This is a genomic window from uncultured Lactobacillus sp. (assembly GCF_944327175.1).
GTDB lineage: Bacteria > Bacillota > Bacilli > Lactobacillales > Lactobacillaceae > Lactobacillus.
Genome location: NZ_CALVGT010000051.1, coordinates 1 through 21,201 on the forward strand (window position 1 = coordinate 1; position 21,201 = coordinate 21,201).

The window sequence follows — 21,201 nt, forward strand, 5'->3', positions numbered from 1 at the left end:
CGATTCCCACATACCGCCCTAGCCGAAGGGCAGAAAAGAATAATCGTGGCGGTGTAGCCAAGTGGTAAGGCAGAGGTCTGCAAAACCTTAATCGTCGGTTCGACTCCGATCCCCGCCTTAGGCTTAGTGGCCAAGTAGAATAGCATGGCGGTGTGGCGGAATTGGCAGACGCGTCAGACTCAAAATCTGGTGTCCATTACGGACGTATCGGTTCGACCCCGATCACCGCTATAATTTAGAGCGACTCTGAGGAGTCGCTCTTTTTTGTTTTCATTTGTAGAAAAGTAATGAAAAAAGCTGCTTTTTATCCTCTTTTTGCCCAAAGGGCTTGCATAAAGGTGAAAGTGTGCTAGTATAGTAAGCATATTAGGAAGAACGATTTAATTAGAAAGGAGCAAAGAGCATGATTCAAGCTAGAGTAAATACTTGCAGGCTTGGCGGTGTCGTTGGTAAGGCGAGCCGATATTTGTCATGCTTTTGCTCTTAAGCAAAATTCTTGAATGATCTGTAAGCAGCACGGCTGTAAGATTTTTCTGTTCGCGCCAATGGCATCGTTAACTGGAAACTGTTAATTGTTGATGCGAGGTATTGGAATTGAACAAGGGAAAATCTTTATTGGCTGGTGCTGCTGTTTTGTTTTCTGGGGCACTTTTGACGGCTTGCGGGCAAAGCAAGGGGGCAAGTGAGAAGCAGGTATTGAACTGGATGACTTCAGCAGAAATCATCACTATGGATCCGTCCGAAGGCAACGGACGTGACTTCTTTCACCCAGATGGAAAACACCATGGAGGGCCTGTATCAATTAGGCAAGAACAACCAGGTCAAGAATGCCCTGGTGACTAAGGCGGCCGAAAGCAAGGACGGGCTGACCTGGACTTTTGATTTACGCAAAGACGGTAAGTGGTCAAACGGGCAGGCGGTTACCGCTAAAGACTTTGTCTACTCCTGGCAGCGGACGGTTAATCCCAAGACCGCGTCTCAATACAGCTATATCTTCTCCGGCATTAAGAATGCTGACGCGATCGTGGCAGGCAAAAAAGCCCCGTCCAGTCTGGGCGTCAAAGCTCTTGGCAAGTACAAGCTGCAGGTTAAATTAGACCACAAGCTGCCTTATTTCAAGCTCTTGCTGGCCTTCCCGGTCTTTTTCCCGGAAAACCAAACTGCAGTTGAAAAATATGGCAGCAAGTACGGTACTTCTTCCAAGACCACGGCCTTTAACGGCCCCTTTGTCCAAAAAGGCTGGACCGGAGCCAACCTGTCCTGGAAGATGGTCAAGAACAAGAACTACTGGAACAAGTCAGCCGTCAAACTGGCCCAGATTAACTTCATGGTTGAAAAGTCACCGTCAACGGCCTACAACCTTTACCAGGACGGCAAGCTGGATACGGCAATTTTGAGCGCCCAGGCAGCCAAGAACCTGCAAAAGCAGGCCGGCTACGTGATCAGAAAGAACAATGGCACGACCTACATGCAGTTCAACACCAAGCTGGCTAAATTTAAGAGCACTAAGCTCCGTCAAGCAGTTTCCATGGCTTTGGACCGGAAGGCCCTGGCCAAGACTCTGGGCGGCGGTTTTACCGGCGCGACGACCTTTACCGCGGCTGATATGACCAAGGTGGGCGGCCAGGACTTCACCCAGCTGGCCCAAAACAAGACGACCGAGCAAATCACCAGCTACCATAAAGCAGCAGCTCAGACGGCCTTTAAAGCGGCTCTCAAGGACTTGCAGCTGAAGAAATTATCCTTTACTTTGCTGACGGCTGATGACGACAGCTCAAAGGCGATTGGTGAATACATCCAGAGTGCCTTGGAAACGGCTTTTGGCAAGCAGATCTCCGTCAAGGTGCAGAGCCTGCCGACCAAGTCCCAGTTTGCCAAGATGGACAGCGGCAATTTTGAAGCCTGCGTCAGCGGCTGGAATGCTGACTTCGCTGACCCGATTTCATTCCTAGACTGCATGACCTCAACTAACGGCTACAACTCAGGCAAGTGGTCAAACAAGCAGTATGACCAGCTGATCGCCAAATCCAAGACAGTTTCTTCAGCTAAGCAGCGGATGCAGCTTTTGGCCAAGGCAGAAAACATCTTGATGACCGACCAGGGGGTAACGCCGTTGGTTCAGTCCGGCAGTGCTTGGATGCTCAGCAGCAAGGTCAAGGGCCTAATCTACAACGGCAGCTACTGCTTTGAATACGCCTATCTGCGGTAAAAGGGTAAGTAGAATGATTGTCAAAAATGGGATAGTTTTGCTAAACTGAAGGCAGATTTAAGAGATTTTTGCAAATAGGGGGGAGCAAAAAATGAAGGACTCAAATTCTTTTGTCTATAATGTTTGGCTGATCATTCTGCAATGTTTGGCTGATCATTCTGCTAGTTGCCGCCTACATCTGGCCGATCTTTGGTATTGCGCCAGCAATTTACCTCTTCATCAAGCGGAAGGATGAACCGCTAGAGAAGATGCAGGGCTGGATTACCCTGGCCTTGATCTGGCAGATCGTGCTCTGGCTCTTGATGATCATTGCCCTGGTCTGCTTTGTAGCGATTGCTGGCTCGGCTGGCAAGTAAAAATAGTTAAACTAAAACCGCTAGTCACGCGACTAGCGGTTTTCTTCTGACTATAAATAAGGCGCCATTTTCTTGTAAAGGTCAGTTAAAGGAACGGGCGGGCTGAAGAGGAAGCCCATGTCGATCTTGATGACGTCAAAATGGTAGTCCTTCAAGACATTCAAGCTGGAATAGTCACTGCCAAAGTCGTCCATCCAGACCTAATGGCCCAGGTCATGGAAATGCTGAACGGCTTCCACCATGGCCTGGCTGCTGTCATTAAGCGCACTTTCCGTAATCTAAATTGGCATTTTCCAGTAAGGTGAAATTAGCGTAAAGCAGACCGGTCAAATTGTGAAAGCTCTCTATTTTTTTAATGTAAAAAATAGGTAAATTAAGCATTTTACATTGATTTAACAATCATCACTGAATGCATTTAACTTGCCTCCATTAAGATTGAATCAGTAAGAATTCAAGGAGGAATTAATATGTCACGCGAAAAAAACAAAGTCGCCATCGTTGCGCTTGTTTTGCTGGCAATCGTCACCGGCTGTGTCATCGGCAGCTCCGAAGCCGATACCAAGGGAGTTTCCGGGACAGTTAACATCGCCGGGTCATCTGCCCTTCTGCCTTTAGCGCAGACCGCGGCCAAGACTTTCATGGACAAGAACCCGGACAGTGTCATCAACACTAATGGGGGTGGGTCAGGCCAAGGCCTGCAGCAGGTTTCTGACGGCACCATCGACATCGGGAACTCAGACTTGCTTGCGGAAGAAAAGCTGGACAAGAAGTCAGCCAGCAAGCTGGTTGACCACCAAGTGGCAATTACCGCCATCGCTCCGATCATCAACAAGGATGCTGGGGTCAAGAGCCTGACCACTGAACAGTTGATCAAGGTCTTCACTGGTAAGGTAACCAACTGGAAGCAAGTCGGTGGCAATGACTGCCAGATCGTCCTGGTTTCCAGACCATCTTCATCAGGTACCCGGGCAACTTTTGAGCAATACGCTTTAAAGAAGCATGCCAGCCAGTCCAACCAGTCTTTGGAAACTGACGACTCAGGTACTTTGATCCAAATGATCCAAAGTGTTTCCGGCTCAATCGGCTACGTTTCCCTGTCCTACTTGACTGGTGACCCGCAAGTCGGCATCGTGTCAATCAACGGTGTTAAGCCAACCTTGAAGAATGTCTATAATGGCAAGTTTACGGTTTGGAACTATGAGCACATGTACACTAAAGGCCAGCCAAAGGGTGCGGCCAAGGCGTTCTTGCAGCAGATGCTCAGCGAGGAATACGGCAAGAAGATCGAAGCCATGGGCTACGGCGTAGCCTCCAAGCTGACGACTGCCGCTAAAGCCACCCATACTAAGTAATAAGGAGAAATAAGGCATTATGGACAAAGTAGTTCAAAAAGCAATTGCCAAAGACAAGCGCTGGCGCGCGGTCTACATCGTCTGCGGCCTCTTGATCGTTGCTTTGACCCTTTTGATGGGGGCCTTCCTGCTCTACCAAGGCAGCCAGACCTTCCTTAAGGCGCACCACAGCGTTTGGGAGTTCCTGTTTACCAGTGACTGGGCACCGCTTGACAAGACCGGCATGTTCGGGGGAAAAGTCGGGGCTGCCATTTACATCGTTGGTTCCCTGGAAACCTGCTTACTGGGTTTGCTCATCTGCCTGCCGTTCGCGATCGGCTCAGCCGTTTTCATGACGGAAATTTCACCAAAAATCGGTGAAAAGTTCTTCCGGCCGGCAACTGAAATCTACGTCAGCATACCATCCGTTGTTTACGGCTGGTTTGGCTTGACCAAGCTGGTTCCTATAATCAGAAACACCTTCCATCCAAAGATGGGCGGTTTCTCAGTCCTGGCCGCATCAATCGTTCTGGCCATCATGATTTTCCCAACGATCACTACTGTCGCTGCCGACGCCATCAAGTCAGTCCCGAATAGCTACAGAGAAGGGGCTTACGGTTTAGGGGCGACCCGCTGGCAAGTCATCGGCAAGGTTGTTTTGCCAGCCGCTTCCGGCGGTATCTTGACCGGGGTGGTCTTGGGTCTGGCCCGGGCCATCGGTGAAGCTTTAGCCGTAGCCATGGTTATCGGTAAGACTCGGTCCTTCGCGACCAGTCTCTTGTCACCAACCAGCAACCTGACCAGCGCAATTGCTGCTGACATGGGTAACACGGCCCAGGGCGGGGAATACAACCTGGCTTTGTGGTCAATGGCACTCTTACTCTTCATCATCTCAATCGTTTTGATCGTCTTGATTCACAAGCTTGGCAATGGAAAGAAGGAAAAATAAATATGAGCCGTGCTAAAAGAAAAGACCGGCTGATGACGGGAATCTTCTACGCCATCGGCTGGATTATGCTGGCCTTCCTGCTCTACTTAATGCTGACCATCATCTTTGACGGCTTGAAAGGCTTCCAGTGGGACTTCTTGAGAGCAGCCGGCAACGGGATTTTCAACCAGTTTTTCAACACTATTTACTTAGTTTTCCTCTCACTGCTGGTCTCAGTGCCAATCGGCATCGGGGCCGGGGTTTACCTGGCTGAATACGCCAAGGAAGGCAAGTTCCTGACAATCTTTGAAATCAGTATCGAATCCTTGTCATCCCTGCCATCTATCGTTATCGGCTTGTTTGGCTACTTGGCCTTCATCATGTGGACCGGGATGTCCTGGAATATCCTGGCCGGTGCCTTGACGATTTCAATTCTTTCTATTCCTCTGATCACTACTGAAACCAACAACGCCATCCGGGCCTTGCCGGTGGAATACAAGGAAGGTTCCCTGGGCCTGGGCGCGACCAAGTCAGAAACCATCCGCAAGGTCTTGATTCCGGCGGCCATGCCGCAGATCTTGACTGGGGTAATCATGGCTGCCGGGCGCGGTTTTGGTGAAGCCGCTGCGCTTTTGTACACTTCCGGCCAGTCAACTTACATCAACTGGCAGAACTTCTGGAAGGTTACCTCGCCAACTTCACCGCTGAACCCGTTCCGAAGCGGTGAAACCCTGTCTCTGCACATCTGGGTCATGAGAACTGAAGGGGTCTTGAACCCGTCAGCCACTCAGATCGCCAACTTTACTTCAGCAGTCCTGGTCGTTTTGGCCCTGCTCTTCACTTTGATTACGCGCCGTATCTCTGACAGAATGCGCAAGCGCAATAACGGAGGAAATTAATGATGGAAGACAAAATTACAATTGAAAAGCTGAACCTGTACTACAGTGATTTTCATGCCTTGCATGACATCAATATGCACATCCAAAAGAACGAAATCACTGCCTTCATCGGCCCGTCAGGCTGCGGGAAATCAACCCTTTTGCGGTCACTTAACAGAATGAACGACCTGGTTGAAGGCTGCCGGATTGATGGCTCGATCAAGCTGGACGGTACTGACATCTATAACGGTGACCTGGATGTGACCGTTCTGCGGCAAAGAGTCGGTATGGTCTTTCAAAGGCCAAACCCGTTTCCGATGAGCGTTTACGACAATGTTGCCTACGGCCCGCGGATTCACGGGATTACTGACAAGAAGGAACTGGACGAAATCGTGGAAACTTCCCTCAAGCAGGCAGCTATCTGGGACGATTTGAAGGACCGGCTGAAGAAATCAGCCCTGGGCCTGTCCGGCGGTCAGCAGCAAAGGCTCTGCATCGCCCGGGCCCTGGCTGTCAAGCCGGAAGTATTGTTGATGGACGAACCGACCAGTGCCCTGGACCCGATTTCAACTTCTAAAATTGAAGAATTGGCCTTGGAACTGAAGAAGAACTACACGATCGTCATCGTTACGCACAACATGCAGCAAGCCGTGCGGATTTCTGACAAGACTGGCTTCTTCCTCTTGGGTGACCTGGTTGAATTCGGTGAAACTGACCAGCTCTTCTCCATGCCGAAGGATGAAAGAACTGAAAAATACATCACCGGCCGGTTCGGTTAAGGCTAGAGGAGGCCAAAAATGAGAAGAAGATTTGACAAGGAACTGGATCACTTGCATGAAGCAATGGAAGAAATCGGCCAGCTGTGCAAGGAAAGCATTTCCGAATCAACCGACACCCTGTTTACGGGCAACTACCATGAAGCAGAGGACACGATTAACCTGCACCACCGGATTCACAAGGCTGAGCGTGACATTGAAGAAACCTGCCTGCGCCTTTTGATGGAGCAGCAGCCGGTTGCCACTGACCTGCGGATAATCAGTGCATCTTTGAAGGCGGTCTACGACCTTGAAAGAATCGGTGAAATTGGCGCGGACATTGCCGACCTGGTCCTTAACGAACACCTCTCAGTCGCAAATGACATGCTGAACTTGAAGAGCATGTCCCAAATTGCTACTGGCATGGTCAACGACGCGGTAACGGCTTTGGCCAACCAGAATGTGGAACTGGCCAAGGCCGTAATCGGCCGCGATGACCAGGTCGACGAAGGCTTTGACAAAGCGAAGGCATTTTTGATCGATAACTTTAACAAGGATGGTAATCTGGAATATTTGATCAATTTGATGATGGTCGCGAAGTACTTTGAAAAAATCGGTGATCACGCCGTCAATATTGCTAAATGGTCCTTATTTGTAACTACCGGCAAGACTGGCAGATAAGTCCATAAAATTCCCCTTACCACTCTTGTGAATGATTATGGTCGTAAACTATAATTAAGTTTAAGAAAGGTTAAGGGGATTTTTTATGACTGAAATTTGGTGCGTGGAAGACGACGAAAGCATCCGCGAAATCGAAATGTACACGCTGGAATCGATGAACTTCAAGGTCCGCGGCTTTGAAGACGGACAATCTTTTTTCAAAGCCCTGGACAATAGCCGGCCGGATTTAGTGATTTTGGACTTGATGCTGCCTGATGAAGACGGCAGCGAAATTCTCCACCGGCTTAGGTCTACTTCCGCGACCGAGGACTTGCCGGTGATTATCGCCAGTGCTAAGACGGCAGAATATGACAAGGTCAAGAACCTGGATTCCGGGGCGGATGACTACTTAACCAAGCCATTTGGGATGATGGAAATGGTTTCCCGGGTCAAGGCTGTTTTGCGGCGGACCAACCGCAAGAAGGAGGACAAGATCGAGAAAGATGGGATCAAGATCCTCTTGAAGCGGCATGAAGTTTTCGAAAACGGCCATCAAGTCGATTTGACTTTGAAAGAATACGGACTCCTGAAGCTCTTGATTACTCATCCGGGAACTGTCTTTTCCCGGGAAGAAATCATGGATCAGATCTGGGAGACTGGTTTTTACGGGGAAACGCGCACGGTAGACGTTCACGTGAGAACCTTGAGACAGAAGTTGGGTGAGGCTGGTAAGCATATCGAAACGGTGCGCGGGGTCGGTTATCGCTACCATGAAGCAGACTAATGTTTAAGAAGATATTTCGGGCAAGTTTTTTACTGACTTCTTTGGTTCTCTTCTTTGCCGTACTCTTAAGCGCGGTTGTCTTGAGCATTGACTTCGACCATACAGAAATGTCCGCCCTGGCTTCCCAGGCTGACCTGGCAGCCAGCGGGGTAAATACCAGCGGCAAGAAGTACCTCAAGAACTTAAAAGGGGAGAACTACCGGATTACTTGGATCAATTCCAAGGGCAAGGTTCTCTACGACAATGAAGAGAATCCCAAAAAGATGGGCAACCACTCCCGCCGCGAGGAAGTCGCCAAAGCCATGAAAAAGGGGACAGGGACCAGCGAGCGCTACAGCACGACCTTGTCGACCGTAACCATGTATTATGCCGAGCGGCTCAATGACGGCGGGGTCATCCGCATCGCGATCACCAGGAACTCCTTTTGGCGGATGCTGGTCAGACTTTTGTCGCCGCTTTTGTTAATCATGCTTTTATCGGTCCTGGTGTCCTGGTTCCTGGCCAAGACAATCTCGCAAACGATCGTCAAGCCGCTGAATGAAATGGACTTGGACAAACCCCTGGAAAGCAATGCCTATGACGAAATCAAGCCGCTTTTGACCAGACTGGACAGCCAGAACAAGCAGATCGCTGACCAAATGGAGCAGCTGCACCACCGGGAAAAGGAATTAAAGACGGTAACAGATGCCATGCAAGAAGGCTTGATCTTGATTGATCTGGATGACCGGATTCTTTTGTCTAACCCGGCTGTAGTTTCACTTTTAGGCTTGCATGATACTGCCCCCTTGCCAGATGACGTTAAGGAAATCATCGATAAGAACAGCCGCTTGGCCCATGCTGAGGGGATTGTGGAAAGAAACGGCCGCAATATTCAAATCAGTGCCAGCCCGATTACCAGCCGCAAGATTCTGAAGGGGACTTCGATCCTGGTGGTTGACGTGACGGAAGAATACCATGAAGAGCAGGTCCGGCGGGAATTCACGGCCAATGTGTCGCATGAGCTTAAGACGCCCTTGCAGTCCATCATGGGGTCAGCTGAACTTTTGGAAAACCACCTGGTTAAAGAAGAGGACCGGGACAGCTTTTACAATAAGATCCGCGAATCTTCTGCCCAGCTTTTGACCTTGATTGACGACATCATCCGTTTGTCCCACCTGGATGAAAAACAGCGCTTTGAAGAAATCAAGCTGAACTTGAAGAGTCCGGTGACCGAGGCTTTGGAAGCTCTGCAGAGTTCGGCTGACCGGCATGGAATCAAGCTGGAAACTAATTTATCAGACACCATGATCCTGGCCAACTTCCGCCTGGTTTACGAAATTACCTACAACTTGATTGATAACAGCATACGTTACAACAAGGAAAAGGGTAAGACCAAGATTACGGTCAAAGAGCATCGGGGCCAGGCGATCCTGCAGGTGGCGGATACTGGCATCGGGATTCCCCAGGAAGACCAGAACCGGATTTTTGAACGCTTCTACCGGGTGGACAAGAGCCACAGCCGCAAGACAGGAGGCACTGGCCTGGGCCTGTCCATTGTCAAGCATGCTGTTCAGCAGTGCCACGGGACTATCCGCCTGGAAAGCGAATTAGGCAAGGGGTCAACCTTCACGGTTATTTTCCCGGCCCTGCCAGCAGGAGCAGATGATAATAGCAAATAAAGTAAAAATGACAAATGAAAACCAGTTCACTTTAAACAGTGGACTGGTTTTGCTGTATATTGGCTAATTTCTGTTTTTTGCACTAGTTGTCGAAGTGGAATTGCAGGTCCTTTTGCAGCTTGTAGCTGGTCAGTTCCTTGCCGTCCAGGTCAATCTTGTGCATGTCAACGGCGTGAACCTCCGGGTTGCCGTAAGTGGTGTAGTAGTAGATCCCCTTTTCCTGGTTCATGCAGGATGAGTAGATGGTATACTCGTATTCACCCGGGGTAACTTCACACAGGCCCTTGACTTGTTCAACTGAGCCCAGGATCTTGAAGAACTGGTTGACTGAGCTGGCTTCATCCTTGTCGCAGAGGCTGTTGTACTTGGTGAAGACGCAGCGGACGAAGCGGGACTTGCTGGACAAGTCGCCTGGCAGGCCTAAGCTGCTCATGCCGCGGGAATATTCAGTCAATTCAACACCGTCAGCAAACTTGTGGTCCAAGCGGTGAGCTGACAGGGCGTAGTAGTCGTTCAAAGCAAACTTCATAATCGGGAATGGCGGGTTGTTGGTCATGACGCCGACTGGGTTGTCGTAAACGTGCAGACCGTCTTCCATTGATTCAACCACGATGCTGGAGTCTTTGTCGGCAATCATCCAGTGCAGGGTGCTATTTGGGAAGTCCTTTGAAAAGTCTTCAGCTGAGATGCTGATGTTCTTCAAGGCTTCCTTGGCTTCAACCACGCTCTTGCAAGTTCCCAGGATGTATGGGATAAATTCAAAGGAAGTGATGTTGTCCTTGCCTTCCTGGTCTGGGAAGTAGTGGGCATTGCCCGGGAAGTTCAAACCGGCCATACCCAGGCCCTTTTCGTTAACGGCATCATAGTAAAGCGGATAATCGCCGACAACCGTTGCTATGCCGATGATGGCGTAGTGACTGTTTAAGTCCGGCACTTTCCGCATTGGGAAAACATGGTTTCTTGGAGTGATAGTGACTGTTTCATTGTAAGAAAAGTCCAGATCCAAATTACGGCCAAAGTAGTGGTTGCCAGTTGCAAAAGTAATTGCTGTACACATGATTTAAATACCTCCTGTTAAGGTCATTGTAGAACTTTTCCGAAAAAAGGAAAGAAAAATTACTTAAATTTTAATAGAGAGAAACATAATAAAACGAATAAAAAATGAAATAAGAAACCTTAGAATTAGAATATTAGCAAAACTTCTAGAAAAAAGTGCTTGCTCTTCTTCTGGAAATTATGCTAGTATACAAGGCAAATAATTGAGCGAAAAGGGAGGCGAAAGCGGTGCGTCTGTAATCTTGCATTTTTCATAGGCAACCATCATGATTCAAGCAGCTTTATTTGCCGCGCGGTCAAGGGGGTTACTATGCACTTTTGCAAGATTGACGCTGCTTTTGCCGCGGAGAGTCTGTCCATTGCAGGGGTGCAGACTCTCTTTTTTCTTTTCGAGGTATAAATTATGACAGCAATTCAGATTACGCATCTTTCCTACACTTACCCCAGCCAGGCAGAAGCAATTTTTACCGACCTCTCTTTGGACCTGGATTCCAGCTGGAAGCTGGCCCTGGTTGGCCGAAATGGCCGGGGCAAGACGACCTTTCTCCGCCTTTTGTCCGGGCAACTAGGAGACCAGCGAGCAGTCAAGTCTCCTTTGACTTTTACCTACTACCCCCGCTTTTTGCCAAAAGATGAGGCGGCTTACTTCAGCCTGCAGGATGAAGCAACTTTTGAACTCTGGCGCCTGGAAAAAGAAATGAACCGGTTGAACTTGAGTCCGGACTTGCTCTACCAGCCCTTTGGCCAGCTCAGCGGGGGAGAGCAGAGCAAGCTGCTCTTGGCCCTGGCCTTCAGCCAAGATGGCGTCTTTCCCTTGCTGGATGAACCGACCAACCACCTAGACGGCGCCAGCCGCCAGGAAGTAGCTGAGTATCTGAAAAAATCCAAGTCCGGCTACATCGTGGTCAGCCACGACCGGACTTTTTTAGAAGAAGTCAGCGATCATGTCTTGGCCTTGGAGAACGGGGAAATTCACCTATACCGGGATGATTTTACCGGTTATCAGGCGACCAAAAAGCAGCGAGACCAAACTAATCAAGAGAAAGACCAGCAGCTGCGCCGGGAGATCAAGAGCCTGGAAAAAAGTCAAAAGCAGCTGGCAGCTAATGCCCAGAAGGCAGAGAGCAGTGTCCATGCTAAGGGGAAAATCAAGCCAGACCGGAAGGCGGAACTGAGGGACAAGGGCTTTTTGAGCAAACGGGCGGCTAAAGTAATGAAGCGATCCAAAAATGTGGCCCGCCAGCAGGAAAAAGAAGAGGCAGCCAAGCAGGGCCTTTTGTCCAATATTGAAGAGGCTCCGGCATTAAACTTGAATTTTAAAGCCGATTACCACCAGACCCTTTTTACCGGCCGGAATCTCAGCTTAGAGATTGCCGGCAGGACCTTGTTTCAAGGGCTAAATTTAGCAATCGCCAGCCGCGGCATTGTGGCTTTGACCGGGCCAAATGGCAGCGGCAAGAGCAGCTTTTTGGCCTGGCTCTTGGGCAATAACAATTTTACCTGCCAGGGGGACTGGGACTTGCAGACAGAGCTTAAAATCAGCTACCTGCCTCAAGATTTGTCGGCTTACCGGGGGCGGCTGGATGCTTTTGCCAAAGAACATGGCTTGAACTATGAGAGCTTTTTAAATCAGCTGAAAAAATTAGGCCTGGAGCGAGCAGCCTTTAAGCAAAAGATCGAGGAGATGAGCCAGGGGCAAAAGAAGCGGGTGGCCCTGGCCAAGTCGCTGACTGAGGAAGCCAGCCTCTACCTTTGGGATGAACCGGCCAACTACCTGGACCTTTTCAACCAGGACCAGCTGATCAAGCTGCTGAAAAAAGAGCAGCCGGCTATGCTCCTGGTTGACCACGACCAGGCCTTTATTAATGCGGTCGCCAAAGAAAGAGTCAGTTTGCAAAAATAGCCATCCCGCTCTAAAATTTACGTAAAATTAATGATAGCCTTTTACTCGATTTTACTTCCTTAGTTTAATCTGTTAACTAAAGGGGGCGGAAAAGAATGGCACGCTACGTCTTTTGCAAGCCGGACAAGCCCAAATTGACCTACTGGAGCATTATTGCTTTTATTGTGTTGGGGATCATCGCCACGGCATACTTGGGGCTGAAGGCATAGCTTACTTATTGATAAACTCTTCTTCAAAAATACAACTGCGCTAAAAAGCCACGGCATTTTCTGCTGCGGCTTTTGTCTTGTAATATCTATGTAACAAAGGATTGCTACAATTATTTCCAGAGGTCACTGACAAAGTAGCACAGGGCTGCCCAGGCAACCAGGGGCAGATAGTGGCAATAGTCGTCTCTGCCTTTTTTGAGCAGGCGGCGGGCCTCTTCCTTGTCAACTAATTTGAAGTCGCCAAAGACTTCGGTGCCTTCAGCTCCATTGTGGTTAAGAGCAGATAAGTCGTCGACATGGATGACGGCCTTGACGATGGCGTTGCTCTCATCGCTAAAGCCTGATGCCGTGAAGACCAGGGGGTTGATAACTTCAACCGTGTCTTTTTCGCCGATGCTTAAGCCAGTTTCTTCCTTGATTTCACGGATCATGGCCGTTTTAATTGGATCCGGGCTGGCCAAGTCGGCCGGGTCAATTAAGCCAGCCGGCACGCCGAGCAGGTAGCTGCCAGCTGGATACCGGTACTCATAAAAGAGCAGGAGCTTGTCTTCCTGGCCGGTTTCTTTAATGATTATGTACGCGCAGGCGGCGTCGGGCAGGGCGCTTCCAAGCTCTGGGTCCTGCTTGAAGGCAAAGAGCTGGTCTTTGTCCCGCCTTGAAGCATCATAGTAGTGGACCCCGTTTTCATAAGCCAGGTCATAGAGCTTGACGTATTTGGTAGCAGCCAGAGTTTTGCTCTGGTCAAGTGAAATTTTAGGTTCTTGCATAAAGTGTCAGTCCTCCTTGTATCACCTTTATTGTACGATAAGAATGGAGCAGTCATGAGGAAAATAAGCAAATTTTTGAGTATTGTAGCCCTGGGCCTGTTAGTCGGGGGATGCAGCCAGGGGCAAAAGGCCAAGCAGACTGAGTCGAAAACTGAAACCAAGACCAGCCAGAAGGCGACCGGGGATTTTTCTCAACTCAACCAGGGCCGGGATTTGTTTGCCTGGACGGTCTACTGGGACGTGGACAAGCCCTGGCTGACCATTCAAAAAGAAAGCCAGAATATCGACGCGGTCGGGACTTTCGCGGCTTTTTACGATGAAAACAAGAACTACGAGCTTTTTTTAGCTGACGGCAGCAAGAAGCTGGACAAGGAAATGCGGACTACGGCCAAGACCAGCAAGATCAAGCGCTACATGACCGTGGTCAACGACACCCGGACGTCAGACAAGAGCACCGACCTTTTGGAGACCCTCCTGTCCAGCAAGGCAAACGCGGACAAGCATGCTAAGGAAGTCGCAGCTCTGGCCAAGAAGTATAATTTTACCGGGGTGGAAATCGACTATGAGCAGATCCGGGACAATCTCAGCCTTTGGAAGAAGTTTTTAGTCTTTGAAAAAGCCCTCTACGCCCGCACTAAGAAGGCAGGTCTGGATTTACGAATCGTGCTTGAGCCGTCAACGCCAGTAAGCAAAATCAACTTCCCTAAGGGACCGGAATATGTCGTGATGTGCTATAACCTTTATGGCTATGGGACGAATCCTGGCCCCAAAGCTGACTACAAGTTCTTGAAGAAGACGGTCAAGGACTTCTCCAGCTTAGGCAATGTATCTTATGCCTTATCAAACGGAGGCTTTGACTTTAACGGGGATGATGTGACTTCCGTGACGGGCCTCGAAGCTCTGAAAATTAAGAAGAAATACAAGGCCATGGCCGTCCGTGACAAAAAGAGTGGCGCTCTTTACTTTAAATATGGCAGCCACACCGTCTGGTACGCTGACCAAACGACCCTGCAGCTCTGGGCCAAGACCCTGGACAAGGCCAGCGGGAAAAAGGTTGGCATCAGCATTTGGCGGATGGAATAAACTAAGATAGCAAGGAAAAACTAGCTGAAAAATCAGCTAGTTTTTCTTCTTCTTTTTTTCTTTCTTCTTTTCTATCGTCTATAATTTTTGCAGGTATTCCCGCAAAAGCTTTAATCCGCCCACCGGGGTGCAGAAGGCCGGGTCTTTGGCCAGCGCTTTCTCCCAGACTTCATCAAGGTCAAACCAAGAAGCAGCTGAAATTTCTTCTTCCTGCAAGACTAATTTATTTTCATCAACGGGTTTAGAGTAAACGTGAACAAAGGAGACTTCCCGGTTTTTGAATTCAGCTTGGTGGAAGACTTCATCATAGCAGTTGTGGAAGGTGCCGATAAAGGTAAAGTCGGCCGCCTGGCTTTTGATACCCAGTTCTTCTTCAAGCTCTCTGATGATCGTTTCCAGGGGCTCGTCTCCGGCATCAATATGGCCAGCTGAAGAGCTGTCAAAGCAGCCAGGATAGGAGTCCTTATTGGCTGATCTTTTCTGCAGGAGGACCTGCCACTTGCCGGCTTTTTGCCGGATGATCCAAACTGAGGCGCAGCGGTGCCAGGCTCCAATCCGGTGGGCTTCACTGCGCTCAATGGTCTGCCCGGTTGGCCGGCCCTCTTTATCCACAATATCAAGAATTTCCATAATTTACCTCGAATTTTCTACGCTTTTAGGGCGATTTTACCAGCAAAAATTCTCTTTGTCATTGCCTTGTGAAACTAAAATTGCCCTTTAACCGGTTACAAGGAGCAGAGGCGGAATCGCGTAATAACAAGCTTTTTCTCTTAAAAGCTAGGCAAAATTCATTTGTGCACCAAGGCTGTTAAACAGTAAAATTTAATGGAAAAGCTAGTCATATCAAGCTCTTTATGGACTTTAAAAAAGAAAGTCCAAAAAAACGTGACAGCGTGAAACGATAAAAGTGGGAAAAGACAAATATTAAGTAAAAAAGCAAGGTAAAGGGAATTTCCTTTACCTTGCTTCTTTACGGAGCGATAAATGTGTTTAGTAGACCAGGAGGCCGATTCCCAGGAAGATCAGACAGATCACAAACTGGATGACCAGCTGCTTCCAGATGAACTTAAACCAGCGGTCAAAACTGATGTTGACCATGGCCAGGGACATCAAAATCAATCCGACTGGGGCGATTAAGCTGATGTAGCCCTGCCCCCAGTTGTAGGCATCGATCACGCTGGCCCGGTCGACGCCGACGATATTGGCCAGCGGCGCCATGATCGGCATGGACAGGACGGCCAGACCAGATGATGACTGGATAAAGAAGCCGAGGACGATGTAGATCAAGAAGAGGACCCAGGCGAAAGCCAGCTTGTTCATGCCGGTGATCTGCTTACTGAAGAAGTACATGATCGTGTCGCTGGTGTGGCTTTCATCCATCACGATGGAGACCGCCCGGGCCAGGCCGACCGTCAAGGCAACCCCTAAAAGGTCAGCCGCGCCATTGACGAAACTTTCCATAAAGCGGTGTTCACTCAAGCCGGAAACCAGGAAGAGGAGGTAGGATACGGCCAGGAAGACAACTGCGATTTCCGTGAAGTACCAGCCCTGGCTCTGGACGCCCCAGATCATGACCAAAAAGCCAGCCACGAAGGTGAGCAGAGTCAGTTTTTGCCGCCAGGTGAAGTCGCCCTTGTCAGCCTGTGAGTCAAAAGCAAGATACTTCTTCTTGTTTTCCTCATATTGGTCGTAGACCAAGGACTTGCTTGGATCCTTGCGGACTTTTTCAGCATAGATGATGGTGTAGAGCATCCCGGCACCTAAGGAAACCAGGAGCATGATGATTCGGCCCGGGCGAAGTTGACCCCGGCCGTGTTTGAAGCAATAACCGTTGAGAAGGGATTAATGGTTGAACCCAAAGTCCCCAAAGACGTGCCCAGGAAGATGGTGGCGACCACGGTCATCGTGTCATAGCCGGCCTCCAAGAAGACCGGGATCAGCATCGGGTAGAAGGCCATGGTTTCTTCAGCCAGGCCAAAAGTGGTCCCGCCCAGGGCGATCAGGCCCATAACGATGACGATCAAGAGAATCTGCTTGCCCTTGATATGTTCAGACAGGGCCTGCATCCCCGAGTTGATGGCCCCGTTGGCGTAAACAACCCCGATGATCCCCCCGAGGATCAAGATAAAGGTGATAATGTCGATTGAATCGGCGATCCCTTGCACCTGGGAAGTCAAAAACTGGACGACAGCTTCCCGGAAATTAGACTTCTTGACATTAACTCTTTGGTAAGAATCTGGAATAGCCACTGGTTTGTAGATAGTGCCGTCAATTAATTTCTTGGCATCGATCTTGACCTTGTAGCGGTCAAGGGTCTTCTGGGTTGCTGGTTCATGTTTGACCTTGCCGGACGGCATGGTGATGGTAAAATCCTTGGCCGACTGGTCATAAGAGACCGTGGCATAGTTGCCGGCCGGGATGAAAAAGGTTAAAAGCTGGACGAGCACCAAAACGATAATGATGACCGAATAAGCGGTCGGGAATTCATGCTTGCGTTTCTTGCTCCCACTGTGATGAAAAAGCATCAAAATCATCCTCCTTGCTTGCTTTTGCATTTCTTACACATTAATTGTAAGAAAACTGGGATAGTTTTGCAAACGCTTTCGTATAAAACTAAGCTAGCTTTTACCTGCCTTTAAGAGGACTTTTAGGTAAAAAAGCAGGCAAAGTAAACTAAAAGTTATAGTAGCGGGCTAAAAAGCTAGCGTGACTGATGAGAACAAGATGAAGCGCATACAAAATATTTACGATATTTTTGCCGCTGCATCGGTTTATTTTAACGTAAGGATTTCCGGCTTTAGCCCGAGCAGCTGGCTGAGCTGCCAGCTCTTGGCCGGCAAAAGGCCCAGGCGGTCTAAAAGCTCCTGGTCACTAAAGAGCTGGTGAACCGGGCCGTGGTAGACTAGCTGGCCCTGGCTCATGGCATAAATCTCCTGGCAATTTTCGGCCAGCCAGTCCATGTCGTGGGTGATCATGATCACGGTTTTGTCCCGGGCGACCTGTTTTTGTAGAAGCTGGGTGACCAGGCAGCGGCTATTCCTCTCTCAACGCTTTAAACGACTATAACTTTGACCTGGTCAAAATTGACATGGTCTTTGTCCGCCACCTGGATGACGGGCCTTTAAACCAGCTTTTGATTCCGGAAATCGCTAAAGTAGCCCATAAACTGGGGCTGACGGTCTTGGCAGAAGGGGTTGAAACCGAAGAACAGAGAGACTTCCTGCAAGAAGCTGGCTGCGACTTGCTGCAGGTCTTTTTATTCAGCAAGCCAGTTAAGTTGGATGAAAACCAGCATATAATTTCTTAGACAGTGTTGGAATAAAAATATGATGTGATGATGAAAGAGAAAGGAAACAGGAAAAAGGAAAAAAGTTCATGGCCTCAGCTGGCACTTGGCCAATGAAAAAAAGCAGTATCTTGCACCGGGCCACCGGGCCCCTTTTTGTCAGCAGCCGGACAGACGAGCTGACTGGTATTTACAACCGTCTGGCCCTGCGGGAGTGCTTCCCCAATTACCTTAATCAAGAAGTTGGCGCAGCCATGATCGATTTAGACAATTTCAAGCGTTTTAACGATAATTACGGATATGCGTACGGGGACTTAGTCTAGACCAGATTGGGCCGCTACCTGCAAAAAGACTGGATGAGTGAGCACTTACGCAGCTACCGCTATGGCGGCGATGGAATTCTGATTATTGCTTCTGGCCTGGAAGATAGCGATTTTGCCAAAAAACTGCAGATTTTTCAAAGCGAATATGCTAAACTAAATCAGCAATTAAAAGAGCCAGCCACCTTGAGCATCGGCTATGCCACCGGCACGGTTGCCGATGAAGAAGAGCTGCGGCAGCTGATCCAGCAGGCTGACAACTATCTTTACCAGGCTAAAAAGCAGGGCAAGGACCGGATTATTGGCAAAGAGCAGAAATGAGGCATTATGTACAGCTATATCCCGAAAGAACAAATCAAGATCTACCGCTACTTGACGGTTGACGCGGTCAACTCCGCTTTGGCGGACTTGCGGCAAAAGGGCATCAGCCTGGAACTAGAAAGCACGGTCGGGACAGCCGGCAACTTCGTGACCCAAAACGACGGGGTGGTGGACCTGGACTACCAGTTAAAGCTGGTTAAGACGGTTGAAGAAGATCCGGCAGCCCTGCTTAACAAAATCAGTGAAGGCTTAAAGACTGGTTTGGCCAGCAAGTTTGAAGGCGGCCGGGAAAACAGCCAGGCTTTAACCTTCCTGCACCGGGCTAAGAAGAGCGGCAAGGTCAACTTTAAGTTAGACTTGACCATCATCAAGGAAGAAGACGGGGATGAATACCGCCTGGTCAAAACTGACGGGGGCAAGTGGAGTGCAGCCTTCAATACCCGCTTTTTGACCATCCAGGAAGAAACGATTAAGGACTGGGACCAGTGGGAAGACTTGCGTGAGGAATATCTCCGCTTGAAAAATGCGGATCCGGCTGGTCTGTCAGTCGACCTCTACCGGCAGGCGGTCAACCAGATCTACGGTTAAGAAGTGTGAAGCAAAGCAGGCATTTGCCTGCTTTTTTTATGCAGAAAGCTTTGAAATCTCTTACAAAAAATGAAATAATGGTCTAAGAAGCTAGCAAAAATGAGTTTGGAGAAAAAGATGGAAGAAAAGAAAAAAATCAAATTAATCGCGACTGACATGGATGGCACCTTGGTCAATGACGCTAAAGAGGTGCCAGCTTCATTTGCTCCCTGGGTCTTGAGCCACCCGGACCAGCAGATGGTGATCGCCAGCGGCCGGCCATATTACACCAATGAAGAGCTTTTCAAGGAGATCAAAGACCGCTTGATCTTTATCGGCGACAATGGTGGCTTGATCTACCAGCAGGGGCAAGTCTTGGCCAAGGCCGGCATTACAGCGGAAGAAGCAAAATTCTGCCTGGATCTCTTTAAAGATGAGCCCCTGGCCAATCCAATTCTCTGTGGGGCCAGCCAGGCAATCTGCCACGACCCTAAAGGTGACCGGAACTTTTTAAAGCAGCTGGACACTTACTACATTAAGCGCCGCTATGTCGACGACCTTGAAGCAGAAGTAAATAGCGATGAAATCATCAAATTCACTGCTTATATTGAAGGCGGAGAAGCTGAAAGCATCTACCGGCAATTGCCGGAAATGCCGGGCAACTTGAGCGCGGTCTTAGCTGGTCCGGAATGGATCGACATCGTTAACAAGGACGCCAATAAGGGGGCAGCGATGAAGAAGATTGCCGACTTAAAGGGAATCAAGAAGGAAGAGACCCTGGCTTTTGGCGACTACTTAAATGACCTGACCATGTTAGAAGCGGCCGGGACCAGTTACGCCATGGTCAACGGCCACCCGGACCTTAAGAAGATTGCTGACCACATTGCTCCAAGCAACAACGATGAAGGAGTAATGCAAATTCTGCGAAAATTGTTTGATTAATTAGCGACAGCTGCCTTTTGGCGGCTGTTTTGCTTTAGATTATGAATGATCCAGATATACTTGATAGTTAGGTGCCGAATATTAATTTCTTGATTATTTTTTGCAGAAAGGACAAGCAGGATGGCAGAAGAAGAACTCAATGAAGAAATGTTTCACCGGAGCATGCGTTTGCAGCGGCAACTGGCCCGCTTTGCCAGAGTGAGGCCATCCTCAATAATTTATGGATCGATGCGATAGCGGCCTTCTTGTGACTTACAGTCTCAGAAGACCGTTTTCGTTTCTCGTAATAATCCGCAATATGACAAGGGTTTCCAGCTTTCTTAGCCGACTGAATTTGGTTTATGGCCAAGTACAGCACATTTCTGCCAATATCTGAAAAAGCCATGATTCTCGAGAATCATGGCTTTTGCTTTAGCAATATTTAAAAAATAGCCCTTTGCATTTTGAACATGTGTTCCGTATAATAGGATTGGTTCAAAAATTACTGCTCCTTTTTGTCCTTGTCTTGCTTTTGCTTAATATGATAGTAAAGGCCGAAGGGGACCAAGTTCTCATTTCCAGCGATAATCCGCTTGATGTTGGCCCGGTGGCTCCACCAGATGAGGACAACCAGGATCCCTGACATGATGGTTAGGAAAGTGTCATGGAAGAAGAAGCTGGAAATAAAAATCAAGATGACTGAAATCAAGCTGCTCAAGGACACCATGCTGGTGATTAAGAGCAGGGGGATGAAGAAGCAGGCGCAGAGGCCGAAGAACTGGACATTATAGCCCAGAAGAAAGCCCGCCGTAGTGGCCACGGCCTTGCCGCCCTTGAACTTGAGGAAGATTGAGAAGGCGTGGCCGAAAATAGCCGCTGCCCCGAAAATCAGGCACAAGTGGTGGTCACCCAAGTGGAAAATCCGCGGCAGGGAGGTGGCCAGGGTCCCCTTGAAGAAGTCAACCAGGAAGACCAGGGTGCCGGCCTTGGGGCCCAGGACCCGAAAGGTATTGGTGGTCCCGATATTGTGCGACCCGTAATCCCGGATATCCTTGTGGTAGAAGAGCTTGCCAACTAAAACACCGGTCGGAAAAGAACCAATTAAGTATGCTAAAATTAAAAGTAATGCAAATTTTATTGCAAACATCAAATCAACTCCGTTTATCTTGTACCTGCTATTTTAACAAATAACGGATTGAATTGATACGA

At 49.0% G+C, this 21,201-nt stretch carries 19 protein-coding genes, 2 tRNA genes and 5 pseudogenes; 17 read left to right on the forward strand and 9 right to left on the reverse strand.

Annotated elements, in window-relative coordinates:
• The first annotated feature begins 47 nt into the window (after positions 1-47).
• Positions 48-118: transfer RNA gene (locus Q0J41_RS06555), tRNA-Cys, on the forward strand.
• 28 nt (positions 119-146) lie between these two features.
• Positions 147-231: transfer RNA gene (locus tag Q0J41_RS06560), tRNA-Leu, on the forward strand.
• Between the two features lie 323 nt (positions 232-554).
• Here Q0J41_RS06560 and Q0J41_RS06565 read toward each other — a convergent pair.
• Positions 555-728 carry a hypothetical protein gene (locus Q0J41_RS06565; RefSeq protein ID WP_296227626.1) on the reverse strand — a complete coding sequence of 58 codons (174 nt, stop codon included), beginning with the start codon at positions 726-728 and terminating at the stop codon, positions 555-557.
• Between Q0J41_RS06565 and Q0J41_RS06570 the strand changes: the two are divergent.
• Together Q0J41_RS06570 and Q0J41_RS08570 are read left to right on the forward strand one after the other, a co-directional pair.
• Positions 652-2,209, forward strand: a pseudogene (locus Q0J41_RS06570) (peptide ABC transporter substrate-binding protein). The gene Q0J41_RS06565 and the pseudogene Q0J41_RS06570 sit on opposite strands and share 77 nt — an antisense overlap.
• Before the next feature lie 91 nt (positions 2,210-2,300).
• Positions 2,301-2,565 (forward strand): annotated as a pseudogene (locus Q0J41_RS08570) (hypothetical protein).
• Between the two features lie 50 nt (positions 2,566-2,615).
• Here Q0J41_RS08570 and Q0J41_RS06575 read toward each other — a convergent pair.
• Entirely contained in the window at positions 2,616-2,759 is a 144-nt protein-coding gene (locus tag Q0J41_RS06575) for a hypothetical protein (protein ID WP_296227591.1), read from the reverse strand.
• Between the two features lie 273 nt (positions 2,760-3,032).
• Between Q0J41_RS06575 and Q0J41_RS06580 the strand changes: the two genes are divergently transcribed.
• The 7 genes from Q0J41_RS06580 to Q0J41_RS06610 all read left to right on the forward strand — a co-directional run bounded on the left by Q0J41_RS06580 (position 3,033) and on the right by Q0J41_RS06610 (position 9,559).
• The gene (locus Q0J41_RS06580; RefSeq protein ID WP_296227592.1) at positions 3,033-3,917 is read left to right on the forward strand and encodes a phosphate ABC transporter substrate-binding protein; all 885 of its coding nucleotides are present in this window, start codon (positions 3,033-3,035) and stop codon (positions 3,915-3,917) included.
• A 19-nt stretch (positions 3,918-3,936) separates the two neighbouring features.
• Positions 3,937-4,845, forward strand: a complete 909-nt coding sequence (pstC, locus tag Q0J41_RS06585) for a phosphate ABC transporter permease subunit PstC (protein WP_296227593.1) — start codon at positions 3,937-3,939, stop codon at positions 4,843-4,845.
• Positions 4,846-4,847: 2 nt separating this feature from the next.
• Positions 4,848-5,723 (forward strand): phosphate ABC transporter permease PstA, encoded by an 876-nt coding sequence (gene pstA, locus Q0J41_RS06590; RefSeq protein WP_296227594.1) that lies wholly within the window; start codon positions 4,848-4,850, stop codon positions 5,721-5,723.
• Positions 5,723-6,481, forward strand: coding sequence for a phosphate ABC transporter ATP-binding protein PstB (gene pstB / locus Q0J41_RS06595; RefSeq protein ID WP_003622174.1), 759 nt, complete (start codon positions 5,723-5,725; stop codon positions 6,479-6,481). The genes pstA and pstB overlap by 1 nt, the downstream gene beginning before the upstream one ends.
• 18 nt (positions 6,482-6,499) lie before the next feature.
• On the forward strand, positions 6,500-7,138 hold the full coding sequence (gene phoU / locus Q0J41_RS06600; protein WP_296227595.1) for a phosphate signaling complex protein PhoU: 639 nt from the start codon (positions 6,500-6,502) through the stop codon (positions 7,136-7,138).
• Positions 7,139-7,223: 85 nt separating this feature from the next.
• Positions 7,224-7,901 (forward strand): response regulator transcription factor, encoded by a 678-nt coding sequence (locus Q0J41_RS06605; RefSeq protein ID WP_003620064.1) that lies wholly within the window; start codon positions 7,224-7,226, stop codon positions 7,899-7,901.
• Positions 7,901-9,559 (forward strand): ATP-binding protein, encoded by a 1,659-nt coding sequence (locus Q0J41_RS06610; protein WP_296227596.1) that lies wholly within the window; start codon positions 7,901-7,903, stop codon positions 9,557-9,559. The genes Q0J41_RS06605 and Q0J41_RS06610 overlap by 1 nt, the downstream gene beginning before the upstream one ends.
• Before the next feature lie 82 nt (positions 9,560-9,641).
• On the opposite strand, the gene bsh is transcribed toward Q0J41_RS06610, so the two are convergent.
• On the reverse strand, positions 9,642-10,616 hold the full coding sequence (gene bsh, locus Q0J41_RS06615; RefSeq protein WP_296227597.1) for a choloylglycine hydrolase: 975 nt from the start codon (positions 10,614-10,616) through the stop codon (positions 9,642-9,644).
• 402 nt (positions 10,617-11,018) lie between these two features.
• Here bsh and abc-f point away from each other — a divergent pair, with 402 nt between their 5' ends.
• Positions 11,019-12,518: a ribosomal protection-like ABC-F family protein gene (gene abc-f / locus Q0J41_RS06620; protein ID WP_296227598.1), complete on the forward strand. Its 1,500-nt coding sequence runs from the start codon at positions 11,019-11,021 to the stop codon at positions 12,516-12,518.
• Positions 12,519-12,837: 319 nt separating this feature from the next.
• Here the strand turns inward: abc-f and Q0J41_RS06625 are convergent, their stop codons facing one another.
• The gene (locus Q0J41_RS06625) at positions 12,838-13,494 is read right to left on the reverse strand and encodes an NUDIX hydrolase (RefSeq protein WP_296227599.1); all 657 of its coding nucleotides are present in this window, start codon (positions 13,492-13,494) and stop codon (positions 12,838-12,840) included.
• Positions 13,495-13,569: 75 nt separating this feature from the next.
• Here Q0J41_RS06625 and Q0J41_RS06630 point away from each other — a divergent pair, with 75 nt between their 5' ends.
• Positions 13,570-14,577: a glycosyl hydrolase family 18 protein gene (locus Q0J41_RS06630; RefSeq protein WP_296227600.1), complete on the forward strand. Its 1,008-nt coding sequence runs from the start codon at positions 13,570-13,572 to the stop codon at positions 14,575-14,577.
• 78 nt (positions 14,578-14,655) lie between these two features.
• Here Q0J41_RS06630 and Q0J41_RS06635 read toward each other — a convergent pair whose 3' ends face one another.
• The 3 genes and pseudogenes from Q0J41_RS06635 to Q0J41_RS06645 form a co-directional block, all read right to left on the reverse strand.
• Positions 14,656-15,207, reverse strand: a complete 552-nt coding sequence (locus tag Q0J41_RS06635) for an NUDIX domain-containing protein (RefSeq protein WP_296227601.1) — start codon at positions 15,205-15,207, stop codon at positions 14,656-14,658.
• Between the two features lie 360 nt (positions 15,208-15,567).
• Positions 15,568-17,102: pseudogene (locus tag Q0J41_RS06640) on the reverse strand (YfcC family protein).
• 246 nt (positions 17,103-17,348) lie between these two features.
• Positions 17,349-17,552, reverse strand: coding sequence for a hypothetical protein (locus Q0J41_RS06645; protein ID WP_296227602.1), 204 nt, complete (start codon positions 17,550-17,552; stop codon positions 17,349-17,351).
• Positions 17,553-17,659: 107 nt separating this feature from the next.
• On the opposite strand from Q0J41_RS06645, the gene Q0J41_RS06650 reads away from it, so the two are divergent.
• The 4 genes and pseudogenes from Q0J41_RS06650 (at position 17,660) to Q0J41_RS06665 (ending at position 20,013) form a co-directional block, all read left to right on the forward strand.
• Positions 17,660-17,884, forward strand: a complete 225-nt coding sequence (locus Q0J41_RS06650; RefSeq protein WP_296227623.1) for an EAL domain-containing protein — start codon at positions 17,660-17,662, stop codon at positions 17,882-17,884.
• Positions 17,885-17,976: 92 nt separating this feature from the next.
• Positions 17,977-18,504 (forward strand): annotated as a pseudogene (locus tag Q0J41_RS06655) (GGDEF domain-containing protein).
• Positions 18,505-18,510: 6 nt separating this feature from the next.
• Positions 18,511-19,092, forward strand: a complete 582-nt coding sequence (locus tag Q0J41_RS06660; RefSeq protein ID WP_296227603.1) for a hypothetical protein — start codon at positions 18,511-18,513, stop codon at positions 19,090-19,092.
• A 99-nt stretch (positions 19,093-19,191) separates the two neighbouring features.
• Positions 19,192-20,013 (forward strand): HAD family hydrolase, encoded by an 822-nt coding sequence (locus tag Q0J41_RS06665; protein WP_366937246.1) that lies wholly within the window; start codon positions 19,192-19,194, stop codon positions 20,011-20,013.
• Positions 20,014-20,221: 208 nt separating this feature from the next.
• Here the strand turns inward: Q0J41_RS06665 and Q0J41_RS06670 are convergent.
• Positions 20,222-20,383 (reverse strand): annotated as a pseudogene (locus Q0J41_RS06670) (IS110 family transposase); the annotation flags it as partial.
• A 111-nt stretch (positions 20,384-20,494) separates the two neighbouring features.
• A complete protein-coding gene (plsY, locus tag Q0J41_RS06675) occupies positions 20,495-21,139 on the reverse strand; it encodes a glycerol-3-phosphate 1-O-acyltransferase PlsY (protein WP_296227605.1) in 645 nt (214 codons plus the stop codon).
• Between the last annotated feature and the right edge of the window lie 62 nt (positions 21,140-21,201).